This is a genomic window from Burkholderia sp. YHN3-13 (assembly GCF_055810675.1).
Genome location: NZ_JBVVNQ010000021.1, coordinates 12,545 through 37,057 on the forward strand (window position 1 = coordinate 12,545; position 24,513 = coordinate 37,057).

At 65.7% G+C, this 24,513-nt stretch carries 30 protein-coding genes; 20 read left to right on the forward strand and 10 right to left on the reverse strand.

Annotated elements, in window-relative coordinates; translation table 11 throughout:
* The first annotated feature begins 21 nt into the window (after positions 1 to 21).
* The 5 genes from AC0KUR_RS31770 to AC0KUR_RS31790 are packed head-to-tail and all read left to right on the forward strand — an operon-like array spanning position 22 to position 5,293.
* On the forward strand, positions 22 to 333 hold the full coding sequence (locus AC0KUR_RS31770; protein ID WP_226158280.1) for a phage tail assembly protein: 312 nt from the start codon (positions 22 to 24) through the stop codon (positions 331 to 333).
* On the forward strand, positions 333 to 452 hold the full coding sequence (locus tag AC0KUR_RS31775) for a GpE family phage tail protein (RefSeq protein ID WP_473376873.1): 120 nt from the start codon (positions 333 to 335) through the stop codon (positions 450 to 452). Before AC0KUR_RS31770 ends, AC0KUR_RS31775 begins: the two co-directional genes overlap by 1 nt.
* The gene (locus AC0KUR_RS31780; RefSeq protein WP_473376874.1) at positions 449 to 3,700 is read left to right on the forward strand and encodes a phage tail tape measure protein; all 3,252 of its coding nucleotides are present in this window, start codon (positions 449 to 451) and stop codon (positions 3,698 to 3,700) included. Before AC0KUR_RS31775 ends, AC0KUR_RS31780 begins: the two co-directional genes overlap by 4 nt.
* A gap of 13 nt (positions 3,701 to 3,713) precedes the next feature.
* A complete protein-coding gene (locus AC0KUR_RS31785; RefSeq protein ID WP_027809278.1) occupies positions 3,714 to 4,142 on the forward strand; it encodes a phage tail protein in 429 nt (142 codons plus the stop codon).
* Positions 4,139 to 5,293, forward strand: coding sequence for a phage late control D family protein (locus AC0KUR_RS31790; protein WP_473376875.1), 1,155 nt, complete (start codon positions 4,139 to 4,141; stop codon positions 5,291 to 5,293). The genes AC0KUR_RS31785 and AC0KUR_RS31790 overlap by 4 nt, the downstream gene beginning before the upstream one ends.
* Before the next feature lie 12 nt (positions 5,294 to 5,305).
* Here AC0KUR_RS31790 and AC0KUR_RS31795 read toward each other — a convergent pair whose 3' ends face one another.
* From AC0KUR_RS31795 to AC0KUR_RS31805, 3 genes are read right to left on the reverse strand one after another with little or no spacing between them, the layout of a single operon-like run.
* Positions 5,306 to 5,971: a hypothetical protein gene (locus AC0KUR_RS31795; protein ID WP_473376876.1), complete on the reverse strand. Its 666-nt coding sequence runs from the start codon at positions 5,969 to 5,971 to the stop codon at positions 5,306 to 5,308.
* Positions 5,972 to 6,028: 57 nt separating this feature from the next.
* On the reverse strand, positions 6,029 to 6,787 hold the full coding sequence (locus tag AC0KUR_RS31800) for an alpha/beta hydrolase (protein WP_473376877.1): 759 nt from the start codon (positions 6,785 to 6,787) through the stop codon (positions 6,029 to 6,031).
* A 54-nt stretch (positions 6,788 to 6,841) separates the two neighbouring features.
* Positions 6,842 to 7,300: a helix-turn-helix domain-containing protein gene (locus AC0KUR_RS31805; protein ID WP_473376878.1), complete on the reverse strand. Its 459-nt coding sequence runs from the start codon at positions 7,298 to 7,300 to the stop codon at positions 6,842 to 6,844.
* A gap of 83 nt (positions 7,301 to 7,383) precedes the next feature.
* Between AC0KUR_RS31805 and AC0KUR_RS31810 the strand changes: the two genes are divergently transcribed.
* From AC0KUR_RS31810 to AC0KUR_RS31860, 11 genes are all read left to right on the forward strand, one after another.
* Entirely contained in the window at positions 7,384 to 7,620 is a 237-nt protein-coding gene (locus tag AC0KUR_RS31810) for a hypothetical protein (RefSeq protein ID WP_473376879.1), read from the forward strand.
* Positions 7,621 to 7,623: 3 nt separating this feature from the next.
* The gene (locus AC0KUR_RS31815; protein WP_006757082.1) at positions 7,624 to 7,902 is read left to right on the forward strand and encodes a hypothetical protein; all 279 of its coding nucleotides are present in this window, start codon (positions 7,624 to 7,626) and stop codon (positions 7,900 to 7,902) included.
* A gap of 11 nt (positions 7,903 to 7,913) precedes the next feature.
* Positions 7,914 to 8,162, forward strand: a complete 249-nt coding sequence (locus AC0KUR_RS31820) for an Ogr/Delta-like zinc finger protein (protein WP_006757081.1) — start codon at positions 7,914 to 7,916, stop codon at positions 8,160 to 8,162.
* A gap of 88 nt (positions 8,163 to 8,250) precedes the next feature.
* Positions 8,251 to 8,445: a hypothetical protein gene (locus AC0KUR_RS31825; protein ID WP_473376880.1), complete on the forward strand. Its 195-nt coding sequence runs from the start codon at positions 8,251 to 8,253 to the stop codon at positions 8,443 to 8,445.
* Positions 8,446 to 8,449: 4 nt separating this feature from the next.
* Complete coding sequence (locus AC0KUR_RS31830) at positions 8,450 to 8,644, forward strand: hypothetical protein (RefSeq protein ID WP_473376881.1); 195 nt, start codon at positions 8,450 to 8,452, stop codon at positions 8,642 to 8,644.
* A gap of 43 nt (positions 8,645 to 8,687) precedes the next feature.
* Positions 8,688 to 8,882, forward strand: coding sequence for a hypothetical protein (locus tag AC0KUR_RS31835; protein ID WP_473376882.1), 195 nt, complete (start codon positions 8,688 to 8,690; stop codon positions 8,880 to 8,882).
* A 4-nt stretch (positions 8,883 to 8,886) separates the two neighbouring features.
* Positions 8,887 to 9,249, forward strand: coding sequence for a hypothetical protein (locus AC0KUR_RS31840; RefSeq protein WP_473376883.1), 363 nt, complete (start codon positions 8,887 to 8,889; stop codon positions 9,247 to 9,249).
* A complete protein-coding gene (locus tag AC0KUR_RS31845) occupies positions 9,246 to 9,494 on the forward strand; it encodes a hypothetical protein (protein ID WP_473376884.1) in 249 nt (82 codons plus the stop codon). The genes AC0KUR_RS31840 and AC0KUR_RS31845 overlap by 4 nt, the downstream gene beginning before the upstream one ends.
* A gap of 2 nt (positions 9,495 to 9,496) precedes the next feature.
* Positions 9,497 to 12,289 (forward strand): toprim domain-containing protein, encoded by a 2,793-nt coding sequence (locus AC0KUR_RS31850; RefSeq protein WP_473376885.1) that lies wholly within the window; start codon positions 9,497 to 9,499, stop codon positions 12,287 to 12,289.
* Between the two features lie 523 nt (positions 12,290 to 12,812).
* Complete coding sequence (locus AC0KUR_RS31855) at positions 12,813 to 13,136, forward strand: hypothetical protein (RefSeq protein ID WP_473376886.1); 324 nt, start codon at positions 12,813 to 12,815, stop codon at positions 13,134 to 13,136.
* A complete protein-coding gene (locus AC0KUR_RS31860) occupies positions 13,137 to 14,216 on the forward strand; it encodes a tyrosine-type recombinase/integrase (RefSeq protein WP_473376887.1) in 1,080 nt (359 codons plus the stop codon).
* Positions 14,217 to 14,606: 390 nt separating this feature from the next.
* Here AC0KUR_RS31860 and AC0KUR_RS31865 read toward each other — a convergent pair whose 3' ends face one another.
* Positions 14,607 to 14,732 carry a hypothetical protein gene (locus AC0KUR_RS31865; RefSeq protein WP_473376888.1) on the reverse strand — a complete coding sequence of 42 codons (126 nt, stop codon included), beginning with the start codon at positions 14,730 to 14,732 and terminating at the stop codon, positions 14,607 to 14,609.
* Here AC0KUR_RS31865 and AC0KUR_RS31870 point away from each other — a divergent pair.
* On the forward strand, positions 14,713 to 15,402 hold the full coding sequence (locus AC0KUR_RS31870) for a hypothetical protein (RefSeq protein ID WP_473376889.1): 690 nt from the start codon (positions 14,713 to 14,715) through the stop codon (positions 15,400 to 15,402). The two genes, AC0KUR_RS31865 and AC0KUR_RS31870, sit on opposite strands and share 20 nt — an antisense overlap.
* Before the next feature lie 73 nt (positions 15,403 to 15,475).
* Here AC0KUR_RS31870 and AC0KUR_RS31875 read toward each other — a convergent pair whose 3' ends face one another.
* Together AC0KUR_RS31875 and AC0KUR_RS31880 are read right to left on the reverse strand one after the other, a co-directional pair.
* A complete protein-coding gene (locus AC0KUR_RS31875; RefSeq protein ID WP_473376890.1) occupies positions 15,476 to 16,450 on the reverse strand; it encodes a LysR family transcriptional regulator in 975 nt (324 codons plus the stop codon).
* Between the two features lie 176 nt (positions 16,451 to 16,626).
* A complete protein-coding gene (locus AC0KUR_RS31880) occupies positions 16,627 to 17,598 on the reverse strand; it encodes a GlxA family transcriptional regulator (RefSeq protein ID WP_049034671.1) in 972 nt (323 codons plus the stop codon).
* A 117-nt stretch (positions 17,599 to 17,715) separates the two neighbouring features.
* On the opposite strand from AC0KUR_RS31880, the gene AC0KUR_RS31885 reads away from it, so the two are divergent.
* Both AC0KUR_RS31885 and AC0KUR_RS31890 read left to right on the forward strand, forming a co-directional pair.
* Positions 17,716 to 18,399, forward strand: coding sequence for a DJ-1/PfpI family protein (locus tag AC0KUR_RS31885; RefSeq protein WP_069706282.1), 684 nt, complete (start codon positions 17,716 to 17,718; stop codon positions 18,397 to 18,399).
* A 59-nt stretch (positions 18,400 to 18,458) separates the two neighbouring features.
* Positions 18,459 to 18,770, forward strand: a complete 312-nt coding sequence (locus AC0KUR_RS31890) for a cupin domain-containing protein (protein ID WP_034189052.1) — start codon at positions 18,459 to 18,461, stop codon at positions 18,768 to 18,770.
* A gap of 46 nt (positions 18,771 to 18,816) precedes the next feature.
* Here AC0KUR_RS31890 and AC0KUR_RS31895 read toward each other — a convergent pair whose 3' ends face one another.
* The 4 genes from AC0KUR_RS31895 to AC0KUR_RS31910 form a co-directional block, all read right to left on the reverse strand.
* Positions 18,817 to 19,101, reverse strand: coding sequence for a PAAR domain-containing protein (locus AC0KUR_RS31895; RefSeq protein ID WP_034189051.1), 285 nt, complete (start codon positions 19,099 to 19,101; stop codon positions 18,817 to 18,819).
* A gap of 144 nt (positions 19,102 to 19,245) precedes the next feature.
* The gene (locus AC0KUR_RS31900) at positions 19,246 to 20,448 is read right to left on the reverse strand and encodes a porin (RefSeq protein ID WP_034189050.1); all 1,203 of its coding nucleotides are present in this window, start codon (positions 20,446 to 20,448) and stop codon (positions 19,246 to 19,248) included.
* 116 nt (positions 20,449 to 20,564) lie between these two features.
* Positions 20,565 to 22,037, reverse strand: a complete 1,473-nt coding sequence (locus AC0KUR_RS31905) for an amidase (protein WP_367189916.1) — start codon at positions 22,035 to 22,037, stop codon at positions 20,565 to 20,567.
* A gap of 39 nt (positions 22,038 to 22,076) precedes the next feature.
* Entirely contained in the window at positions 22,077 to 23,393 is a 1,317-nt protein-coding gene (locus tag AC0KUR_RS31910; RefSeq protein WP_051701003.1) for an MFS transporter, read from the reverse strand.
* Between the two features lie 199 nt (positions 23,394 to 23,592).
* Between AC0KUR_RS31910 and AC0KUR_RS31915 the strand changes: the two genes are divergently transcribed.
* A complete protein-coding gene (locus AC0KUR_RS31915; protein ID WP_049029828.1) occupies positions 23,593 to 24,510 on the forward strand; it encodes a LysR substrate-binding domain-containing protein in 918 nt (305 codons plus the stop codon).
* The last annotated feature ends 3 nt before the right edge of the window (positions 24,511 to 24,513 follow it).

A 24,513-nucleotide genomic window follows, 5' to 3' on the forward strand; every position in this document is an offset into this window, starting at 1 on the left:
TCACCTCTCTAAGGAATGACCATGTCCCTGAAACAAACCGACACGCTGCGCCTCGATACCCCGATCGCGCGCGGTGACCAAAAGATCGATGCTGTCACGCTGACCATGTCGGGTAGCGGCGCACTGCGCGGTGTCACGCTCACCGATGTCCTGCAGCTCGACGTCATCGCCCTGTCGAAGGTGCTCCCGCGCATCAGCAATCCGATGCTGACTGAGCAGGACGTGCTGCGCATGGACCCGGCCGACCTGGTCAAGCTCGGCACGGAGCTTGCCGGTTTTTTGGTACCGAACTCCGTGAAGCAGGACGCATCCCTCGATCCGTCGACGAAGTGATGGCCGACATCGCCCTCGTTTTCCACTGGACGCCTGACGTGATGAACGCCATGTCGCTGGAAGAACTGATGACCTGGCGCGAGCACGCGCGCGTCCGCTACGAACGGGGCGATGAATGAGTGACCGTTCCCTGCGCCTCGAGGTCGTCCTCAAGGCGCTCGACCAGGCGAGCCGGCCGATCCGCGAGATCGCCACCAAGAACCGCACGCTCGTGAAGGAGCTGCGGGACTCCCGCGCGCGGCTGAAGGAACTCAACGATACGCAGCGGCGCGTCGGCGAGTTCCGCGAGATGCGCACGGGGCTCGCCAACACCGCGACGAAGCTCGCGGACGCACAGAAGAAGGTCAAGGAACTCGCGACCTCGTTGCGAGCGTACGGGCCGCCGTCGCAACAGATGGTTGCCGAGCTGGCGAAGGCGCGGCAAGCCTCGTCGAAGCTCGGCGCCGCGTTCAAGAAGCAATCCGCCAGCATCGACGAGCTGCGCACGCGGCTGACTCGCGCCGGCGTCGACACGGGCAAGCTCTCCCAGCACGAGCGCACGCTGCGCACCGACATCGCCGCAACGACCGGCGCGATCGACGCCCAATCGCGCCGGCTCGACGCGCTGAACATCCGCCAGAAGCGCATCGCGGACGCGCGCGCCAAGATGGGCGCCGCGCGCAGCGCAGCGGCAGAAATGGCGATCGGCGGATATGCCGCGCGTGCGACGGGCTCGCACATCCTCAATGATCTGCGCGAGCCGCTCGCCGAGGCGAAGAAGGTGCAGAACGAGCGCGGCCGCATCCAAGGGCTCGGACTGGGCGACCATGCGACGCAGGATGCCGAGCGCTACGTGCGCGCGATGAAATCGCCGGGCGTGGCGATTGCCGAAAACATGACACTGATGCGCGACGCGATGTCCATCTTCGCGGACGAGCATCACGCGCAGATGGTGATGCCGACGCTTGCGAAGATGAAGTTCGCGAACGAGGCGATGTTCGGTGCCGGCCAGGGGCACGAGAACGAAGAAAAGTTCATGAACATGCTGAAGGTGATCGAGCTGCGCGGCGGCACGAAAAGCGAGGCAGCGTTCAAGGGCGAAGCGAACATGGTCCAGCAGGTGCTGACCGCCACGGGCGGCCGCGTCGGCGGCGACGAGTGGCGCAACTTCATCCAGACCGGCAAGGTCGCGGCGAAGCAGATGCGCCAGGACGCGTTCTACTACCAGATGGAACCGCTGATCCAGGAAATGGGCGGGCACGCGGCCGGCACTGGCGTGCAAGCCGCGTACAGCAACCTGATGCAGGGCAAGACGACGGTGCGTGCCGCGAAGCGCCTGGTCGAGCTGGGCCTGGTCGATAAGAAGTCGGTCGAATACAACACGATCGGCAACGTGAAGCGCATCAAGCCCGGCGCGTTGATCCAGGGCGACCTCTTCAACGCATCGCCGTTCGAGTGGTTGGAGAAAGTGCTGTTGCCGAAGCTGAAGGCCAAGGGCATCACGTCCGACGCGAAGATCCTGGAGGAATTCTCCACGATCATGACGAATGGCAACGGCGCGAACCTGTTCGCCACGATGTACATGCAGCGCGAGCAGATTCACAAGAATGAAAAGCTGAACCGTGGCGCGTACGGCATCGACAAGCTGCACGAGCTAGGGCAGAAGCAAACCGAAGGGAAGGAGCTGATCGCTCTCGAGAAGGTGCGCAACCTGCGCACCGTCATCGGCGAGCAGGTGCTGCCCGTGTACAACCGCGCGCTCGAGCTGACGACGAGCGTGCTCGAGCGGCTGCTCGGCTTCGCGAAGGAATACCCGAATTTCACTCGTGCGGTCGCGATCGGCGCGGCCGGCCTCGGCGTGCTGCTCGCCGTACTCGGCACGCTGACGATCGCGCTCGCGGGTATCCTCGGGCCACTGGCGATCGTGCGCTTCAGCATGTCGATGCTCGGCATCCAGGGCGGCGCCTTCGTCCGCGCGCTCGGCGCCAGCGCCGGCGCGCTGCGCGGCATTTCCCGCGCGGCGTCCGGCGCAGCCGCCAGTGTCACGTCCGCCGGCAAGGGCACGCAGTCTGCAGCCGGGCGCATCCGCACGGCACTGTCGAGCGCATGGCAGGCGTCGTCGCCTCGTGCTGCTGCGTCGTCGCTGCGCGCCTATATCGCGTCGCTCGCGCAGCGCGTGCCGGCCGCGTGCCGGGCCGCGATGGCGTCAATCAAGCAATGGGGCGTGTCGGCCGCGACCGCGATGAAGGATGGCGCCGGCGCCGCGCGGCAGTACACCGTCCAGGTGTGGCGCGCCGTCGCCGCGCAGGCGGCCGCGACACGCGCGGCTGCGGCGTCGCGCTGGACCGCAGCCCGGCAGTACGTCGGCCGGCGCGGTGCGGCCGGCGTTGCCGGCGACGCCGCGCGCGGCGGCTTCAACCTGGTCAAGGGCGGCACGATGGGCGCGATCAACGGCGTGCGCGCGGCGCTCGGCGGGCTCGCGCAGACGCTGCTGTTCGTCGGCCGCGCCGCGCTGATGAATCCGATCGGACTGGTGATCACCGGCATCGCGCTCGCCGCGCTCCTGGTCATCAAGTATTGGGAGCCGATCAAGGCGTTTTTCTCGGGTTTCTGGCAGGGGCTGACCGAGGGCCTGCGCCCGCTCGCCCCGATCTTCAGCAGCGTGCTCGCGACGCTCGGCGCGGCGTTCGCGCCTCTGAAGCCCGTGTTCGACTGGCTGGTCGGTGCCGTAAAGAGCGCGTGGGACTGGATCATGCGCCTGTTGGGGCCGGTCGACAGCAGCAAGAAGAGCCTCGACGCGGCGGCCAGCGCCGGCAAGGGGTTCGGCGCGTGGCTCGCGGATATCGTCGTTGTCGCGGCGCAGGCTGCTGCGCGCTTCGTCGACTTCGGCGCGAACCTGATGTCCGGCCTGGTCAATGGCATCAAAAGCGGCTTGGGCTCGGTGAAGGATGCGATCGAGTCGGCCGGTGGCAGCGTGATCGGGTGGTTCAAGGAAAAGCTCGGCATCCATTCGCCGAGCCGCGTGTTCGCCGCGCTCGGCGGCTTCACGATGGCGGGCCTCGAGCAGGGCCTGCGCGAGGGCCAGGACGGGCCGCTGTCGACCGTGCTCGAAGTCGGTAAGCGGATCGTTGCCGCCGGCGCTGGCATCGGCATCACGGGCGCGGCGATCGCCGGCGGCGCACCGCTCACGGTCGACAACCGCCCGCCGCTCACGGTCGCGTCGGCCGCTGCCCGCGCGCCTGTCGCGCCGGCGCCGATCACGATCCAGGTGTATGCGGCGCCCGGCATGGATGAACAGGCGCTCGCGCAAAAGGTGCTGCAGGTGATTCGCCAGGAACAGGCCACGCAGGCCGCGCGTGAGCGCTCGCGACTGCGCGATCGGGATTGAAGGAGAGGTTCGCATGATGATGGCGCTCGGGCTGTTCGTGTTCAGCCTGTCGACCCTGCCCTACCAGGAGCTGAAGCGCCGGCGCGGCTGGCGCTTCGCCAGCAACAACCGCGTCGGCAAAAAGCCCGCGCGGCAGTACGTCGGCGAGGACGACGAAACCATCAGCCTGTCCGGCGTGCTGCTGCCGGAGCTGACGGGCGGCGACATGTCACTCGCCGTCATTGAAGCGATGGCCGACCAGCACACCGCCTGGCCGCTGATCGAGGGCACCGGCCACATCTACGGCATGTTCACGATCGACAACATCGACACGACACGCACGCTGTTTTTCGACGACGGCACCGCGCGGCGCATCGAGTTCACCATTGCCCTGACGCGCAACGACGATCTCGACATGCTCGGCATCGTGACCGACGCCATCAAGGGGGCGATCTCGCTATGAACCTGTCGGACATCCCTGGCGCCGACCTGGTGCAGAAGGTCGTGATCGCCGACGATCGCGTACCGCGTGCGATCTACTCGATCACGCTCAACGGCAAGAACATCACGAAGAAGTTCGACGGCCGGCTGATCTCGCTGACGCTGCAGGACAACCGCGGCTTCGAAGCGGACCAGCTCGACATCAGCCTCGACGATTCTGACGGTGCCCTCGAGATCCCGAATCGCGGCGTCACGCTGAAGCTGGCGATCGGCTGGGCCGGCGCGGCGAACGGCCTGGTCGACAAGGGCGAATTCATGGTCGATGAGGTACGGCACACCGGCACGCCGGACGTGTTGACGATCCGCGCGCGCAGCGTCGATCTACGCGCGGGCCTGTCGATCAAGAAGGAGCGCTCCTGGCATCGGCAGACGGTCGGCGCAATCGTGCGCGCGATCGCCAGTCAGAACAAGGTCGAGGCGCGTATCAGCAAGGCGCTCGACGGGCAGCTCGTCGACCACATCGACCAGACGGCCGAGTCGGATGCCAATCTGCTGTCGCGCCTAGCGAAGATGTTTGACGCGATCGCCACCGTGAAGAACGGGCTGCTGCTCTTCATCAAGGCCGGCGAGGCAACCACGGCGAGCGGTAAGCCACTGCCGGCCGTCACGATCACGCGCGACGTCGGCGACCGTCACGAGTTCGGCGTCGCCGATCGGGACACGTATTCCGGCGTGCAGGCGTTCTACCTGAACACGCGCACCGCGAAGAAGCAGTCGACCACCGTGAAGCGGCGCCGGCGTCGCACGACGGCGAAGAAGAAGCCGATCGACAAGAGCGGCGACGTGTTGTTCGGCACGGCCGAGAACGTGAAGACGTTGCGGCACACGTACGCGAACAAGGCGAACGCGACGCGCGCGGCGAAAGCGGAATGGGAGAAGTTGCAGCGCGGCGTTGCAGAGTTCAGCATTGTGCTGGCGCTCGGCCGCCCCGAGCTGATGACCGAATTACCTGTAACCGTGCGCGGTTACAAACGTGTCATTGATGATTGCAACTGGATCATTGCGCGCGTTACACATTCGATTGATGGTAACGGCGGTTTTACATCGGACCTCGACCTAGAGGTCAAGGCGACCGAGGTGCCGGAGATCGACACCTCGGAAGGCGCTGACTAGAAGTCCGGTCCCTTACGCTGGCTCCGCTCCGAACCATGCCCCCATCTGCTCGCTTCGGGTGTGCCAGAGCTTCACATCGTTGAAGATCTTCGACGCAGACTTGCCGGATTTCTGATCGAAATCGCTCATCAGCGACCCAACGACCGGACCGACAGTCTTCGTCGTCCCGTTAGGGACCGCAGCCGTCAGGGCTCCTGTTGCCACGATGATAATGTTCGCGCCAGACTCCACCGTGCCGTCACCAGCGCCCATAAACACGATGCTGGTCAGCTTCCCTGAAGTCTTGCTGATAGAGCCGATCACATACAGGTTGTCGTTGAGTGCGGATTTGAATGTATCGGCGGACTCACCCTTTTCCACATGCGGCTTAATCCGGAACGGCTCCTTCAGTTTTGCCATGATGGCATTGAAGTTCTTCGCATACTGATCTGGCGTCATGTCCAGATTCTTTTCGGCAGCTTCCTCTTCTACAGGCGAGCCTTCGTTGTGTTCAGTCTTCGCCTCTACGGTCGAACTCTCCCTTTGCTCCGCAGCTTTTGGTGCTACCGCGCTTGCCGCGCTATCGGGTGATGGGCCTTTGTTGCTATTCTGGTCGGAGCAACCGGATATGCCAACCGCTAACATCAACGCGACCAGAGCCGCGCTTCCAAATCCCGCAATACTGAATACTTTCTTCATTGATCCCCCGGATGCATAGCAATTGATTGCCTGTTAGAAATTGTTTTAGCGCGCCATTCATTGTCGGCCGCTAGGCGCGCGCTCCCATCGCGCACCTCGCTCTCCGTCGGTAACGCACTGCTGACGTATACCCGCCTGCATCACTACGCCGCCGGGTGAATATCGGTTACCACCGTACTCGCAGTGTCGTGGCAGTTCGACTGCCTGAAGTTGAGCTGGCGCCTCACGGCGGGAGGCCACGACATAAAGCGAGGCGGCCACCGTCAACGCTGCGGCAATCGATACCGCAGTCCACGGCAATCCCTTTCTTTCTATTTGTACTGGTGCGAACGCTGTTGCTACTGCGGGCTCCGCCGCTCGAGCGGGTTCCAATGGCGTCGCAGCAGCGATCGGCGGAATTGGCCGTTCAGCGAGAGACTCATTTCGTACGATCGGCGATGCTGCAGTCCAAGCTGGCGTTGCGACCTCCGGCTGGGCGGGCGTGTCGGGCGTCTGGCCGAGAGTACCTCTGCGTATCCAGCCATCGAGATACTTGATCGCCCGCTCGTACACGTGGCGAGGCATCTCGTCCATTCTTTCGAAGTCGAACACCGACATGAGCCGGCGGTACACCATCAACTTATCGGTGCCCGTCTTTGCCTGTATCTCGAACGCTTTGCGCGCGATCGCGTTGCGCTGCTTGTCGCTGATGAATTTCGTCACAACGGGCGTGGATTCGCCGCCGTGGAAGTGCACATTGACGTTCGTCTGTGCGCTATTGTTTTTCACATCCCCGCCAGCAACTTGCCCGACATCACCACTGAACTTCTGATTCATTTACTTCTTCTTCTCCTACGGCTGGCCCTGCCGTGTAGTGCACTTTCGCTACAGTCAACTCTCTCGCTTCTTCTTCCGCCCTGCGCCGCCCATGTTGATTGAGAAGGGGCCCGTCACATCACCTGTGACGTGCTGCCCCACGCTGGCGCGTTGAAAATTCTGATGAACCGTCGTGCCCTTCTTGGCAGTCGGTGCGGTGGTGACGGGTTGCGTCATCCCTCCGATCATGCCCAGCACGCCGGCGCGCCCCTGCGCGTCGAGCGACCGGTATCCCGCCAACAAGGCATGTTCGTCCGCCGATAGCTCCGATGTGCTGTGTTGCCCTGTCAGGACAAAGAGCACGTCGACCCCAGCTTGGGCTATGGCAGACAAATACCCCCAATCAGGCGAACGATCGCCGCTCTCGTAGCGGCTCTGGGCGACATTGGTCGTCCCTGCTCGGTCGGCAAGCTCAGCCTGTTTGAGGCCGAGCCGCTTCCGTTCCGCTTTTAAACGCTCACCAAAAATTTCCATAAGGGCAAGTTTTCCATTGCAATTTGCCAAATTGGCAATTACACTTAGCTTGTGCAAGGTTAACGAAGGGAAAGTATACCGCCATGCTTCGCAAGAAAGCTCCCATCACACGCTCACCGCGCGGCGTGCTCTCCAGCAAGCCCGTCTACATGCGGCTTATGCCGGATGAACGTCGCGCGCTAGAAGAACTGTCCGCGTTTCTGAACCGGTCGACGTCGAGCGTCGCCCGCCTAATCTACCTCGAGGGCGTTGAACGGTACCGCGCCAAAGTTACCGGCTCCACGGCTCAACCGCACTCAACCTCTTTTGCCAGGCGTTGAGTCATGCAACCACCCGCCCTAATCGAACCTGCGTTGCGCCATGCGCTGCATGGTCCTAAACGTCACGAAGTACAAACGGCGCTCGGATGGGACGACTCCGAAGTCAGCCGTTTTTTGAGCGGCGGCAAGGGCATCGTCATCGACAAGATTGACACGCTAGTTGCTGCTGTGGGCTTCGTTTGTGTGACCCGCAAATATCTCGACGCTGTCGCGACCTTGGGTGAAGTCGGCATGTTCTGCCAATGCGCGCGCCAAGGTCGCGGCGAATGCAGTCGCCCGTAGGAGCATCCCGAATGAAATTGAAGTGCCATCACTGCGGCAGCCGCGCCGTCATCCGAACCAGCCGCACGCTGTCCGCTCTCGTTCGCGAAGCGTACTGTCAGTGCACCAACATCGAATGCGCGACGACCTACAAGATCCACGTCGCGACCGTCCATACGATCGCGCCGAGCCTCAACCCGAATCCGCACGTGTACGTGCCGATCGGCAAGGTTGATCGGCTTCCGACCGATTCGCGACAGCTCCCGCTGCTCGACGCCTAAGCCCTAACCCGCTGTTTCGCTGAACACCCAACGCGCCCGCTCTGCGGGCGTGAGGGACTCCTTTTGCCTGAAATTTCTTGGAGGCCGTATGCAAACGCTTATCCCCGCACCGATCGCCGCACTCGCTCAATCGCTGTCCTACGACGAGCGCGTCGCCTACCTCACGAAGATCTCCGCTTCCGACGTACGCGCCGATGTGTTCGTCGCGTCCGCCCGTGCCTTGGGCTTCGCCGTGTCTTGGGACCTGGCGCGCGGCACGCCGGTGCTCGACTGGATGCACTGACGCGATGCGCGCGCCCCTGACCGACCTCGACCTGCGTGCGATGTGGCGCCGCCTGCGCATGGTCGGGAATTTCGACGCCCTGTGCCCGGCCGCGCGCCACGCATTCGAATGCACGGCGAACGTATGGCGCGATCGAGAACTCGCCCCCGAGTTGCCGGCTATCGACGGGAAACGCCGCGCCGCGAACGACTTCAACTGACCCATCTGTGCCGGCCTCCGGCGCACCGATCTGGAACCACACCATGAAGCCCTACGTTTTCGGCATCAGCGTGCTGCTGATGCTTTCTCTCTCCCTCACTGGCATCTACTGCCTAGCCGCCGACGTGCTGCGCCTGTTCGACGTTCGAAACGCTCGTGCGATCGCTTTCGCGATCGGAGGCGTCGCGATGGTCGTCCTGATCGTGGCGCTGGCCTGGTCCGTACCGCCGCGGGGGTGATTCGATGTCGCACGAACCCACCATCCGCTACGAGCTGCTGACGCTGGCCGGCTTGCGCACTGTTGCCGGCGATCACGTCGTCATCCCGAACTGCGCCGGTGCGACGTTCGGCATCCATGCCGAGCCTCACCTACACGACGGCCATCCCGAAAAGTGGATCGTCACGCACCTGATATCGGGCATGCGCATCGGCCACGGCGCGACGCGCACTGCGGCGCTCGCGAACGCGACGTCGAACGTCGATCGCAATCGGCGCCGGCTGCGCGAAATCCTCGAGCAAGCGACGGTCTCGCGCTACGAGCTGCAGCACGCGGCCTATCGCCTGCAGCAGAACCACCACGACATCCTCGGAGGCGCCGCAGCATGACGCGCACGACTACCCCTCACGATGCCGCGCTCGCGGCTTCCATCGCAGCGGCCGCCGACGTCCTTCGCTTCGACCACGAGGCCGGCAGCCTGCAGCGCATCGCGGCGCTCGCGCTGTTCGTCAGCGTCCTTGGCGATCGCTTGGCGCTCGCCTTCCCCGCGTCGGCCGGCGCGCTACGCGCGCTCGTCGAAAGCCCCGCGACACCCGGCAACCCTGCCGCCCTCTCCCTGCATCAACAGCAATAACGATGGCCTCGATCGACGAACTGAAACAACGCATCGACCTGCACGACCTCGCCGACCGGCTCGGCATGAAGCGCGGCCGTGGCGGCGACAAGGCGCTCTACCACTCACCGCACCACGAAGACAAGAGCCCGTCCCTGTCGATCTACATGAACCACCCGAAGCATGGCACCGGCTGGCGCGACCATAGCGCCGACGTCGGCGGCTCGTGTATCGACCTGGTCATTCACGCGCGCGGCGGCACGGTCGCCGACGCGGTGCGATACCTGCACGACGCGTACGCCATCCCGCTCGATCGCCAGGCGCCGGCCGAGCGCCGCGAGAAAACGACCGTCGAATACATTGCCGATCGGTGCTTCGCCGAGCGCGACCAGGTGCGCGAATACCTTGTCGGCCGCGGCATTTCCGCAGCCGCGATCGACGCAGCGATCGCCGCGCGCTCGCTCGGCTTCAACACGTGGACCAGCTCGAAGGTCGCGGCCGGCGAAGTGGGTCACGCCGGCCCGGCGGCCGCGTTCATCGTGCGCGCGCCTGGCGACGGCCGCGTCGTTGCGGTCGACATGCGCTATGTCGATCCGGCGCTCAACGGCGGCGTCAAGACGCAGACCCAGGGCGACAAGGCCGGTTACGGCTGGACCGCCGATCCTCGCCGGCTCGACAAGGCGAAGCGCGTGTTCATCGTCGAAAGCGCGATCAACGCGCTGTCGATCGACACCTGCGCGATGCCTGGCGCGGCCGCGCTCGCGCTGCGCGGCCTGGCGAACGTCGACGGCATCGACTTCACGTTCCTGCGCGGCAAACAGGTCGTGATCTGCCTGGACAACGACGAGCCGTTCGCGGACGGCCACCCGCGCGCCGGCCGCCGGCCTGGGCCGGAAGCTGCCTGGGCGCTCTACGAACGGCTCACGGCGCTGAACATCAGCGCTGTGCTCGTCGACCAGGCGAATTGGTTCGCCGACCTCGCAGACGGCGAGAAGGCCGTCAAGCCGATCAACGACGTGAACGACTACCTGCAACTGCGCGGCCCGGCCGATCTGCAGCGCGCGCTCGACCAGCTTGAGCCCTGGCTCATTGCCGGCCTGGCCGGCGACGCCACGCGTCGCGGCCGGCCGCGCATCTTCCTGCCCTCGCACGACTTCGCGCAGTACTGGCGCTTCCGTGTCCGGCCGGACTTCACCAGCTACATCACGAAGATGGACCGTAACGAGGAATCGGGCGTTGAAACGCCGGTCGTAACGGATCTGTGCGGCTTCCGCATTGCCGGCATCAGCCGCGTGTCGGTTGCGAGTGCGACGTCGACGATGACAGGCGACGCCGACCAGGCGCCGACCGTCTACTTCGCCGTGTCGGTCCAGGCGCCCCGCCACGGCGCGCAGCTCGTGCGCCGCGTGATGCTCGACGACCAGCTCCACAACGTCGACCAGTGGGGCAAGTTCGGCCCGATCTGGTCGCCGGCGCCGTTCAAGCGAATGGTGAACATCCTGGAGCGCGGCGCCGACCTCGGCGCGCGCCAGGCGGCCAACTTCGTCGGGCTCGCCTGGCGCGACGGCCGCCTGATCGTCAACGAAGGCCCGGACTGCTACTTCACCGAAGCCGACAAGCAGTGCCCGTATCACAACCTGACCTTCCCGACCGGGCCGGCCAGCGACGCGCGCCGCGTCATCGCTGCGTACCAGGCGACGTTCAAACAGAACGCCGCGACGATCCCGCTCGTGTGGGCGCTCGGCGGCCACCTGAAGGCGCTGCTCGGGTTCTGGCCGCACATCACCATCCAGGCGAACAAGGGCGCCGGTAAGTCGACGCTCATCAAGCGGCTCGAGCGCTCGCTCGCGTTCACGATGTTTTCGGGGCAGTCACTGCAGACCGAGTTCCGGCTGCTGACCAGCATCAGCCATACCAGCCACCCGGTCGGATGGGAAGAGCTGTCCGCGCGCCGGCAGGACGTGATCGACAAGGCGGTCGGGCTGTTGCAGGAAAACTACCAGTACACCGTGACACGTCGCGGCACCGACATGACCGAATACCTGCTGTGCGCGCCCGTCATGCTGGCCGGCGAGGACGTACCGGTACGCAGCCTGCTCGGCAAGCTCGTCCGCACGACGCTGACCGGCAAGCGCGGCCCGCTCATGCCCGACGAGCTGCCTCGCTTCCCGGTTCGGCAGTGGCTTGAGTTCCTGGCCGGCCTGGACAAGCGCACCGTGTCCGACCAATACGCGACGCTGCGCGACAAGGCGCTGGCCAACTGCCGCGCCAGCGGCGAGGACGACGGCGCGAAGCGGATGGCCGGCAACTATGCGGCCGTCGCACTCGCCTGGCGCTACCTGTGCGAGTTCGCCGGCATGGACCCGAGCGAAGGCGACTTCCCGCGCGACCTGCTCGCCGAGATGAACGGCCACATCGCCGAGACCAGCGCCGATCGCGAGCCGTGGGTATGGATCATGGAAACCGCGCTGTCGGAAATGGACTGCGGCAACTACAAGCACCCGTACACCTTCGACACCGTGGACGGCGAGTTCTGCCTGCTCATCAACACCGGCCACGTGATGGACCACATCGCCCATACGAGCGCGCTACGCGACAAATGGAACGGCCTGCCCGTGAAATCCGACCGTGTGTTCAAGGCGCAGCTCAAGCACGCCGGCGTCATCGTCGGCGACAAGGAAGTCGAACGCCGCATCTACACGCGCCGCGTGCGCTACCTCACGCCGATCTCCCTCGAACGCCTGGCCGCGTTCGGCCTGCACGTGTCCATTCGCGAAGACCTGGCCACCGACGCATTGCAAGGGAGCGCAGCATGACGCCCTCTCAGCCGATGCGGCCGCCGTGCGGCCGTACTCCTTCCTTCAATCTTTCCGGCCGCGCGGGCGGATTTTTCCACGGGAACCGGGCAGGCAGCGCAGAAAACTCGGGGATTTGGGGTGCATCCGCTCGTAAGTCCTTGATTATTGAGAGGACACCTGCCCCACGTTGCCTCGCATTTGCCCCGAGTTGCATCGATTTTGCCCCTAGTCGGATTTTTGCGCCGGCCGCCGTCGCCCCTTTCTCTTCTCTCTCTAATTCATTGAAAAAGAAGAAGAAAGAATACGAAGAGAGGCAAGGAATCAACTCGAACGCTATGCCCCGAGTCATGCCCGTTTTGCCCCTAGTCGCGGACGCTGCCTATTTTTTAGGCCCCGAGTCAGAACGCCCTGCCCCGTGTATTTGAGGGCGAATAGGGGCAACCAATTTTCAACAAAATCAATTAGTTACGAACACATTTCGCGCAATCCCCCAATCCCTCAATTGCGCTGCGTGTGGTCCCTTTTTGTGACAAGGATTGCAATGCAGAATCTTGAGCTGGTGCCGTCGAGCCCGCGATACGAAGCAGCCAGCTTGCCGCCGCCGTTTCTCACGGACGTCGAAATGCGCCGGATCGCGGAACCGCTGCGACAGCCGGCCGCGATCATGCGCTGGTTCAAGCGGGCCGGCTTTGAAGTGAAACAGAAGCCGAACGGAATGCCGCTAGTCTCGCGCGGCCATTTCGACCAGGTCATGCGTGGTCGGGAATCAGCGCCCGTCGACAGTGGCGACGACGAGACGAGTTCACCGAACGCTGCCGCGCTGCTGCAGCGATTCGCTCGAAACAACAAGAACAAGGTGTGTTGAATGGGTCGAAAACGTAAGAACAACGATTTGGGGCTGCCTGATCGGGTCTATCCCAAGCATGGAGCGTTTTACTACGTGCATCGCGATGGACGATGGGAACGTCTCGGCACCGATCTGGCCGAAGCCAAACGCAAGGGCAATCTCTATAACGATCCCGACTCGACGTACGGCACCATGGCGTACTTCCTCGACGAGTTCGTCGTGCATTGTGAAAAACGGGTGTTGCTCGGCTATCTGAAGCCCCGTACGTACGAGGATTACAAACGGGACGCCGAACCGCTGAAGGTGTATTTCGGGCGCATGACGCCCGCGAGTATCGAGCCGAAGCACATCGGCGCGTACCTCGACCTATGCGCGGAAAACGGCCGGCCGGTGCGCGGCAATCGCGAAAAGGCATGCCTTTCCACTTGCTTTACATGGCTGATTCGTACTGGGAAAGCCAGCGTGAAGGTCAACCCGTGCCTCGGGGTGAAGCGGAACAAGGAAACAAAACGCGAGCGATACGTCGAACACGAGGAATATGACGCCGTACATCGTATCGCTGTCGCTCAGGTTCGCGGGCTTCTGGACCTGACGTATCGCACACTCCAGCGCCCGGAAGACATCATTCTCTGGGGGCCGTCAAACATAGTCCACAAACGCGAACCAGACGGCTCGGTACGTCGCGTGATCCGCAACGATCAAGGCAAGACTGGAACCGTCGTCGACATTGCAATTACGCCCGAAATCGACGCGATCCTCGCCGATCTAAAAGGCACTGGCCCGACGCCAGGCCCTGGTATGACGTGGATTCGAAAGCGCAACGGAGACACCTACGCGTACTCCGGGCTGACATCGATGCTCCATCGGTACATTACGAAGGTCAACCGTGCTCGAAAAGCGAAGGGGCTGCGACCGTTTGAAACTTTCGGGCCGTACGACATGAAAGCGAAGGGCGCGACCGACATGTGGCTCGCTGGGGTCCCGCTCGAGCGCATTCAGGTCCTATGTGGTCACGATTCCGTGACGACGACCGAGATCTACGTGAAGTGCCGCTGGCGGGGTACAGTCGAGCCCAATCGGCAGCAAACCATCGTCTAATAAAATGCGGGAAACCCCGCCAGAACTGGCGCGAAATCCTCCGATTCAGCAGGAAATATTAGACGACCGTCAAGCCGGAATCCTTGCCAGATAAGGCTTTTAGGCACATCAGAGGCCAGGAATCATAATCCGCAGGTCCGGGGTTCGAATCCCTGATTCGCCACCAAATGCGAAAAGCCGCTGTTTCGAAAGAAACAGCGGCTTTTTTCATTGCTGCGTGGCTCCGGCAGCAGCCCCCGCCGATAAACATCGCGTACGCCCGGTCCAGCGGGTTCCGCAATCGGGATCCGTCATGCGCTTAATGGCATCCGCCAGCATGGCCCGTTCCGGCGTGTCGCGACCGCCCACCGATCCCGTTTTTTCCCGACGTTCGTCGCTCCCGCGGCGAAATCACATCGCGTCGACCGCTCCGGTCTCCGCCAGCATCCGCTGGCTGTTGTAGGCAAGATCGCGAACCGGCCACGACGAAATCCGGTCGAGATCGGTGGCAGGCGCGGTGGCCGTGCTGGTTGGCATGCGCGTCGTTTCACCGCGAGACGACCTGGACATAAGCAAGATCGACGCAATCCTGAAGGCCGCGCTCGCGGACAAGAACACCGCTCCGACCGACGCCTGCGTCAGCCTGGCCGGCGCCGAACTTCCTGCGGACGTCAATGCGAAGGATTTGCCGAGGGTCGACGGCGTAGTGAGATCAGACGTGCGGGCATTGATCAACCGCGGACTGATTACCGTGAAATTCAATGCAGGCAAAGGACGACCGACCGTGAGAAATCCGGACTACGAATCACGCGACACCCATGTCCCGTTGAGCCACATCGCGCTCACCCCCGTCGGAAAGTCGTTCTACCGGTACGAGGAACTCGAGACGACCGACGGGTCGGTTCCCGGTGGACGGGCGCTGCTCATGGTGAACTTGTTCTGCGCGCACGTGACCTATGGTGGCGTCGAAAAATTCATGGACCCGTCCAAGAATCCGTTCGACGACAATCCGCACCTGGTCTCGTGGGTCAATTTCCTGTGGAAGCCGGGTCGGCCAGCCACGCCGTGGCTGGCCGACCCGGACCTGCTGCGCTCGCTGACGTTTTATCCCGAAGAGGACGGCTGGGCGCACAAGGGAATTCTCCTCGAACGGGACGACAACGGGCACTGGGCGCTCGGAGAAAATCCGTACGCGATCCGCTGGTAGGCCCGCCATAAGACGTGACGGTTCAGCTGCCCGACGATCGACGGATGAGGCATTCACGGCAAGTCTCGTCGCCTTACGCCGCTACCGCCCCTCTCTGCTGCTTCGCCGCCTGCGCCCCCACCCGCCCCCGCCAGTTCTCCCCGCCCTCCAGCGCCGGCGTCGACTCGAACACCTCCGCGATCCAGTCGGCGAACACCCGCACCTTCTGCGACAGATGCCGGTTGTGCGGATAAACGATCGAAATCGGCTTCGGCTTCGGATTGCAGTCCGGCAGCACCTCGACCAGCGAACCGTCGAGCAGGTTCGGCAGCACCATGAACAGCGTCGGCTGGATCATCCCGAACCCTTCGAGCCCGCACGTCACGTAGGCATCCGAATCGTTGACCGTCACGCTGCCGTTCATCCGCACCTCGAACGGCTTGCCGTCGATCATGAACACCCACGGAATCGCCCGCGCGCCGTGGCTCGAACGGAAATTCACCGCATGGTGCTCGGCGAGATCGGCGATCTCGTGCGGCTCGCCGTGACGCTCCAGATACGCCGGCGACGCACAGGTCACGCGTTTGAGCATGCCGATGCGCCGCGCGACCATCGACGAATCCTCGAGCGGCCCGACGCGGATCATGCAGTCGATGCCTTCCTCGACCGGATCCACATAGCGATCGGACAGCCCCAGCTCGAGCGTGATGTCCGGATAGCGCTGCCGGAAAATCGACAGCGACGGCAGCACGATGCGCCGCCCGAGCGAGCTCGGCATGTGAACGCGCAACACGCCGCTCGGCTTGCGGTTGCCGGCCTGGAAACTCGCGTCGGCTTCCGCGATCTCCGAGATGATCTTCGTGCAATGCTCGTAGTACGCGGCGCCCTCCGGCGTCAGCGACAGCCGGCGCGTCGTCCGGTGCATCAGGCGCACGCCGAGCAGCGCCTCGAGATTCTGGATGATGGTCGTCACCGACGCGCGCGGCATCGCGAGCGTATCGGCCGCGCGCGTGAAGCTGTTCGCGTCGACCACACGGGTAAAAACTTCCATTGCCTGGATTCGGTCCATCCTGCTTCCCCCTTCGAATCGCCAACAAAACAGAATAGAGCGCGCGACGGGCACGGCACAAGCCCCCGCCTATTATTCTCCGATCCTGAATAGTTTCGGCATTTCGGACTCGAAACCGACCGGTTTCCGTTCAGTTCCGGACAGCAGCCGCTCCGTCCTCGATCACGCCCCGCACGTCATCGCACGAAGCGTTCGCGATAGCCCTGCGGCGACACACCGAGCACGCGCACGAAACTGCGCCGCAGCGTCTCCTCCGAACCGAAGCCGCAGCGCGCGGCGATCCGCTTGACGGGCCACGCCGTTTCGCCGAGCAGGCGCTGCGCGGCCTCGACGCGGATCTGCTCGACCGCGCGTGCGGGCGTACGGCCCGTTCCCGCGCGATAGTGGCGTACGAAGCTGCGCTCGCTCATGCGTACGCGCTCGGCCAGCGCGGGCACCGACAGGTCGGCCGTCAGGTGCTCGGCCATCCATGCATGCAGTTCGCCGAACCGGTCGTCGGTGCGCTGCATCGACAGCATCGCGCTGAACTGCGCCTGCCCGCCCGGACGCTTCAGGAACACGACGAGTTCGCGTGCGACGTCGAGCGCGGTCGCGCGCCCGAGATCCTCCTCGACCAGCGCGAGCGCGAGATCGATGCCGGCCGTCACGCCGGCCGACGTCCACAGCGCGCCTTCGCGGATGAAGATCGGATCGGACTCGACGCGCACGTTCGGGTAGCGCGCCGCGAATTCGTCGCAGCGCGCCCAGTGCGTGACCGCGCGCCGCCCGTCGAGCAGCCCGGCCTCGGCGAGCAAGAATGCGCCGGTACAGACCGACGCCACACGCCGCGCGCGCCCGGCCTGCTGCCGCACCCAGCGCACCAGCCGCGCATCCTTCGACGCCGCATGCACGCCCTTGCCGCCGGCGACGATCAGCGTATCGGGAGGGCGGGCAGCCGAGCGCAGCGACTCGGCCATCACGACGAGCCCCGACGACGTCTCGACGGGCCCCGCGTCGACCGCCACGACGCGCGGCGCATACGGCGCCGGCTGCCCGCGCTCCAGCGCGAGCTCGTTGACGGAGGCGAACACCTGCAGCGGCCCCGACACGTCGAGCAGTTGCGCGCGCGGGAACGCGAGGACCAGGATCGAACGCGGAGCGGCAGGCATGGCGATTGGCTGAAAACGTGGGTGATATGGCAATTTCGCCAAACACTACGCGCCTAGAATCGATCTGTCCATCCCGTGCCGGCAACGGCGCGCTCCATGTCCACTCGGAGTCTTCGCATGACCCTGCATATCGGCCTTCTCGTATTTCCGGGCGTCCAGCAACTCGACCTCACCGGCCCGCACGACGTGCTCGCGTCGCTGCCCGACGCAGCCGTCCACCTGGTCTGGAAGTCGCGCGACGCCGTCGCGTCGAGCAGCGGCCTCGCCCTCACGCCGACCTGCACGTTCGACGACTGTCCGCCGCTCGACGTGATCTGTATCCCGGGCGGCATCGGGATCAACGAACTGCTGCTCGACGCCGAAACGATCGCGTTCGTGCAACAGCGCGCGGCCGCCGCACGCTATGTGACGTCGGTCTGTACGGGTGCGCTGCTGCTCGGCGTGGCCGGCCTGCTGCGCGGGCGGCGCGCGACGACGCACTGGGCGTTCCACGCGCTGCTCGAACCGCTGGGTGCGGTGCCCGTGCGCGAGCGCGTGGTGCGCGACGGCAACCTGATCACGGGCGGCGGCGTGACGGCCGGCATCGACTTCGCGCTGACGATCGCCGCCGAGCTGGTGGGCGACGAAGAAGCGCAGGCGATCCAGTTGCAGCTCGAATACGCGCCCGCGCCGCCGTTCGCTGCCGGCTCGCCCGACACCGCGCCGGCAGCGGTCGTGAAGCGCGTCACCGAACGGTCGGCCGCCGGCTTCGCGAAGCGCAAGGCGATCGTCGAGCAAGCGCTGCGCGCGACGTCGCGCTGAATGCGGATACCAATGAAATGACGGAAACACGACGCGCATTCGCGCCGGAGCACGCATCGATGAACATTGTCCGGAGTGCCGACTACACGGCGGACCGCGCATGGGGCGCGCTCGACATCGCCAAACTGAACGGCATCACGGTCCGGCTGCACTGGACCGACGCGCCCTATCGATGGCACGTGAACGACGGCGAGGAGGTGTTCGCGGTACTCGACGGCCGCGTCGAGATGCGCTATCGCGAAGCGGGCGTCGAGCATGCGGCGGTGCTGGAAACGGGCGATGTCTTCCACGCGACGGCCGGCATGGAGCATGTCGCGCACCCGCTCGGCGAAGCGCGCATCCTCGTGATCGAAACGGAAGGCAGCGTCTGACGGCGGCCTGCAGCCGCGCGACGACGACGTACGACGAAGGCGGGCTTCAGCCGGTGATCGTCCCCGTTGCCTGCGACGGAATCAGCTTCGGCTGCGGCGTGCACAGACACTGGCACAGGTCGTGTTCGAGCGCGACGACCTTGCCCATCACGGTCATCGTCCGCTCGCCGCCGTCCGACACGATCACGCCGGTGGTCTTGCACGCGGCGCAGAGCACCGGTGCGCCGAGATAGGCGAGTTCGCGTCCGTCGAACGACGAGTTGGCGATCCCTTCGAGCACCACGCCACCGTGGTCGGTCGTGTCGCCTTTCAGAATGAATTTGCGGCTCATGTGTCGGTTCTTCCCTCGGAAACGCCGCGCGGCGCGGCAACGCGGCCGCATGCGGGCAATCGGAATCCGCCCGTCGGTCGCGGGCGTTCCGCGAGCATATCACCGCGCGCGGCGGCCGCCTGCCGGTTGCCGCGCCCGCCCCCGTCAGAACTTGTGCCGGATGCCGATCCGCGCCTCGAACTGGCGGTCGTTCGCCGACGCGCCGGGGCCGTTAATCGCGGCGACCGCCGCGCGCCCCGTCGAGTCGGTGCCCGATGCGCGCTGATAAACGGCGGTCAGGTACACGTCGGTGCGCTTCGACAGGAAGTAGTCGAGCCCGGCCGCGACCTGGTGGTACGTCGCACCGTCGCGGCCGTTCACGCCACCGCCGCGCGTGTAGTCGTACGCGACGCCGCCGAACAGGTAAGGCGTGAACTGGTAGCGCACGCTGGCCTCGACGTTGTTGAACACCGCGTTGCCGGACACGCCGCCGGGGTTCGGCCCGGACGACAGGTCGCCGAGTCGACGGAACGACGTGTTCGTGTACATCGCGCCGAGCGTCACCGCGCCGATCGCGTAGGTGCCGCCCGCCGCCGCCACCTGCAGCGTGCGCGCCGACGCATAACCGGCATACACGGGCGACAGCATGTTGTTGCCCGGCACGCCGCCGACGACTGGCGCGGGGCTGCCGGTCGTGCCGAAGAACGACACGTTCGGATTGCGCGCATTCAGGTAACCGGCCGCGACCACGAGCGGCCCGCGCGCGTAGCCGGCCGTCATCGACCACACCTGGTTGCGCGTCGCCGCGCCCGCGATGCCGCCCACGCCGTACATGGCCGCGAAGCGGAATCCGCCGTAGTCGCGGCTCGTGAACTTGATCGCGTTGTTGGTCGAGTTCGCGTTGTTCACGTTGTCGAGATCGCCGGGGTGCGCAACCATGTAGCCGCCGAACAGCGCGGCGGCCTCGAGCGGCCCGAGGAAATCGACGTTGGTGTCGTACTGACGCCCGAGCGTGACGGTGCCGAACGGCCCCGACAGCCCGACGAACGCCTTCTTGCCGAAGATCAGCCCGCCCTGCCCGAGCTTGCCGGTGCTCGGGTCGAAACCGTTCTCGAGCGTGAAGACGGCCGCCAGCCCGCCGCCGAGATCCTCGACCCCGCGCAGCCCCCAGCGGCTCGCCTGCTGCACGCCACCGAGCATCCGCCACGCCGGCTTGCCGCTCACGGCACCGTTCGGGCCGGCGACCGCGAGGTTGCTCGTGTAGGTCAGCCCCTCGTCGATAATGCCGTACAGCGTCACGCTGCTCTGTGCGTGCGCCGCACCCGCGATCAGCGCGACGCCCGCGCCTGCCAACAGCCGTTTTTTCATCGGAAGGTCTCCATTGCGCGGGTCGAATGGCAAAACGCAGGCGTGCGCGTCCCCCGCAGGCGCGCGGCCTGCTCCGGTGCACACCGGAACGGTCAGCGGTGAATCGGGGAAGACGGCTAGCGCATCGCGTCGGCGACGACGGCGGGCGAAACCCGGCGGCGGCCGGCCGCGACTTCGTACGCGTGACCGAACTGCAGCACGCCCCAGTCGTCGCGGTAACGGCCGACGATCTGCATGCCGATCGGCAAACCGGTCGCGCCGAAGCCGCACGGCACCGACAGGATCGGCGCCTCGGTCGACGACAGGTACCAGCACACGCGCATCCAGTCGATGTACGACGTGCTCGCGACACCCTGCACGTGCGCAGGCGAGCGCAGGTCGACGTCGAACGGCATCATCTGCGTGGCCGGCAGCACGTAGAACGCGTAGCGCTGCATGAACGCGCGCATCCGCTCGAACAGCCGCGTCTTGCGCACGAACATGCGGCCGAGATCGGCGGCCGTCAGCGACCGATGCAGCCGGTATTCATCGTGAATCTCGGGCTTCAGCGCCGCACGCTGCGCTTCGTCGAATCCGTCGACCAGCGTGCCGATCATCCATGCGCGCTCGATGCGGAACACGTCCTCCGCATCGGACAGGTCGGGATCGTCGAATTCGACTTCGCAGCCAAGCGCCGCGAACACACGCGCCTGCGCATCGACCGCCCGACCGATCTCCGGATCGACCGGCACGCCAGGCAAGCCGCGCGACATCGCGATGCGAGTGCCGCGGAAGTCGCGTTCGAGCGGCTGCGCGAAGCGTACGCCCGGTTCCGCGAGTTCGGTCGCGGTCTCGCCGCTCGGCCCGGCGATCGCCGACAGCAGCAGCGCGGTATCGGCCACGTCGCGCGCCATCGGCCCGTCGACGCCGAGCGTCGCCCAGCCGTTCAGGTCCGGCGCGCGCGGCACGCGGCCCGGCGACGGCCGCAATCCGACCACGTTATTCCACGCGGCCGGATTGCGCAGCGACCCGCCCATGTCGCTGCCGCACGCGAGCGGATTCATCCCGCACGCGAGCGCGGCGGCCGCGCCGCCGCTGCTGCCGCCCGCCGAACGCGTCAGGTCCCACGGGTTGCGCGTCGCGCCGAACACGTCGTTGAACGTGTGCGACCCGGCGCCGAATTCGGGCGTGTTCGACTTGCCGATCATCAACGCGCCGGCGCTCGCGCAGCGGCGCGCGACGAGCGCGTCATGCTGCGGCACGTGATCGGCGAACAACGCCGAGCCGTACGTCGTGCGCACGCCGCGCGTCGCGGTGAGATCCTTCTGCGACACCGGCAGACCGTGCAGCGGCCCCTGCCATGCGCCGCGCATCCAGCCGGCGTCGATGTCGCGCGCACGAGCGCGCAGCAGGTCGGGATCGACGACGGTCACGAGCGCGTTCACGCGAGGGTTCACCGTCGCGATCCGGGCGAGATGCGCGTCGAGCAGGTCGCACGCGCTGATCTGCCGGGTCATCAGCAGGTCGAGCATCGTGCGGGCGGACAGGTCGCACAGTTCGCCGGCCGTGACGTCGGCGGGCGGTGAGGAAAGCGAAACGGTGGCGGTCATACGGTTCGGCGCGAGGAGGAAAGAAGGAGACGGCGGCAATCACGCATCGTGTTCGCTGCGATCCGACGCGAACGCGAGCGCGACGAGCGACAGCACGCCGCAGACGATCACGTACCACGCGGGCGCAGCCGGATTGCCGGTCGCGCCGATCATCCACGTGACGATGAACTGCGCGAAACCGCCGAAGATCGACACGCCGCCCGCATACGCGATCGACAGCGCGGTGGCGCGCGTGCTCTTCGGGAACAGCTCGGCGAGGATCACGCCGTTCGCGCCGGCGTTGATCGAGTGCAGTGCGGCGAGCAGCATCACGACCGCATACATCGTCGCGATCGACGGCACCGCGCGGATCAGCCAGAAGCCCGGCAGGATCAGCACGGTCAGCGCGACGCGCGACCACAGCGCGACGCGCTTGCTGCCGGTGCGGTCGGACAGCCGCCCGCCGATCGGCGCGGCGACGAACATCACCGCGCCGGAGAGGATCCCGCACCACAGCGCGGTATCCATCGGCAGGTGCAGCACCTTGATCGCGTACGTCGACATGTAATACAGCACGATGAAGTGCGCGGCCGTGCCGCCGACCACGAGGCCGAGCGCGGTCAGCACGGCACCGCCGTCGCGCCGCAGCACGGTGCCGAGCACCGCCGACGAACGCCGCGCGGCCGCGGCCGGCGCGTGCTGTTCGATCGCGCTGAAGCGTGCGCGCAGGTAGAGGCCGATCGGCGCGATCAGCACGCCCAGCAGGAACGGCACGCGCCAGCCCCACGTTTCGAGCGAGGCGGTATCGAGGAAATGCGACAGCAGGAAGCCGACGAACGAGCCGGCGAGCGCCGCGGCGCCCTGGCTCGCGAACTGCCAGCTCGTGTAGTAGCCGCGTTCGCCGGCCGGCGCGCGCTCGGCGAGCAGCGACGTCGACACGCCGACCTCGCCGCCGGCCGAAAAGCCCTGCAGCAGCCGCGCGACGACGACCAGCACGGGCGCCGCGAGGCCGATCTGCGCATGGGTCGGCAGCACACCGATCATCCCGGTGCCGATCGCCATCGTGACGAGCGTGAGGTTCATCGCGGGCACGCGGCCGAAGCGGTCGGCGACGAGCCCGATCACGACGCCGCCGACCGGCCGCGCGATGAAGCCGACGCCGAAGGTCGCGACCGACATCAGCAATTGCTGCTGCGCGGAGACCGCGGGAAAGAACAGTTTGCCGAGCAGCACCGCGAAGAAGCTGAACACGGTGAGATCGAAGAATTCGAGGCCGTTGCCGATCGTGATCGCGACAATCAGCTGACGATTGGACGGGGATGCGGCAACGTCGCCGACATGCCCGCCGAACATGCTGTCTGCTCGGGGCGCCTTCATGAAGGTATGTCTCCGTACTGGTTACGCGTGTCGTGTGCCCGGCCCGTTCGACGGCCTGCGCACGCAGTCTAGGCATTCAAAATACGCAGCCCGGAGCGACATTTTTCGATCGTGATAACGCACGGTTATCGCGTGCTTTCCCCGCCGCGACGCGGTGTAGGATACGAACGTCGCCACTGCCGCCGCGCCCCGCCTCGCCGTGAAACACCACCAGCTCCGGGCGCTTGCCGCCATCGCCGAACACGGCAGCCTGCGCGCGGCCGCGCGCGCGATCCATCTGTCTCAGCCCGCGCTGACGAAGGCGATTCGCGAACTCGAACTCGATCTCGGCGTGCCGCTCGTCACGCGCAATGCGCGCGGCGCGCAGCTCACGCGTTTCGGGCAGGCCGTCTACGCACGCGCGCGGCTGATCCTCGCGGAGATGCAGCACGCGCGCGACGACGTGATCCAGCTGTCGGGCGGCAAGGAAGGCGCGCTCGCATGCGCGCTGACGCCGCTGGTGTCGCTCGGCTTCCTGCCGGCCGCGCTCGACGCCTTCCGCCAGCGGATGCCGACGATCCGCCTCGACGTGCGGGAAGGGTTTCTCGACACCGCGCTGCCGCGGCTGCGCGACGGCTCGCTCGACTTCGTGATCGCGATCGTCGATGCAGCACGGCTGTCGCCGGAATTCACGTTCCGGCCGCTGCTCGAATCGGAACTGATCCTGATGACGCGCGCGAGCAATCCGCTGCGTCACTGCACGTCGCTCGCGCAGTTGCAGGACGCGCAATGGATCCTCAACACGTCGCCGGAAAGCATCGGCCGGCTGCTGCAGGACGTGTTCGTCGCGCACGGCTATCCGGCGCCGCGGCCGATCGTCGAATGCACGTCGTTCAGCGCGGCGTTTTCGCTGTCGGTCCACACCGACACCGTGTCGTGCGTGCCGAAGCGCTTCATGGAAGTCGACTGGATCCGCGAGCGGATGGTCGCGATCGACGTGGCGGAAACGATTCCGTCCGTGTCGGTCGGCGTGCTCACGCGCCGCGATGCGCTGAACACGCTGGCCTGCGACTACCTGATCCACTGCTTCGTCGAAGCCGTGCGCCGGCACGATCGCGCGGCGCTGCTGTGGCGGTAGCGG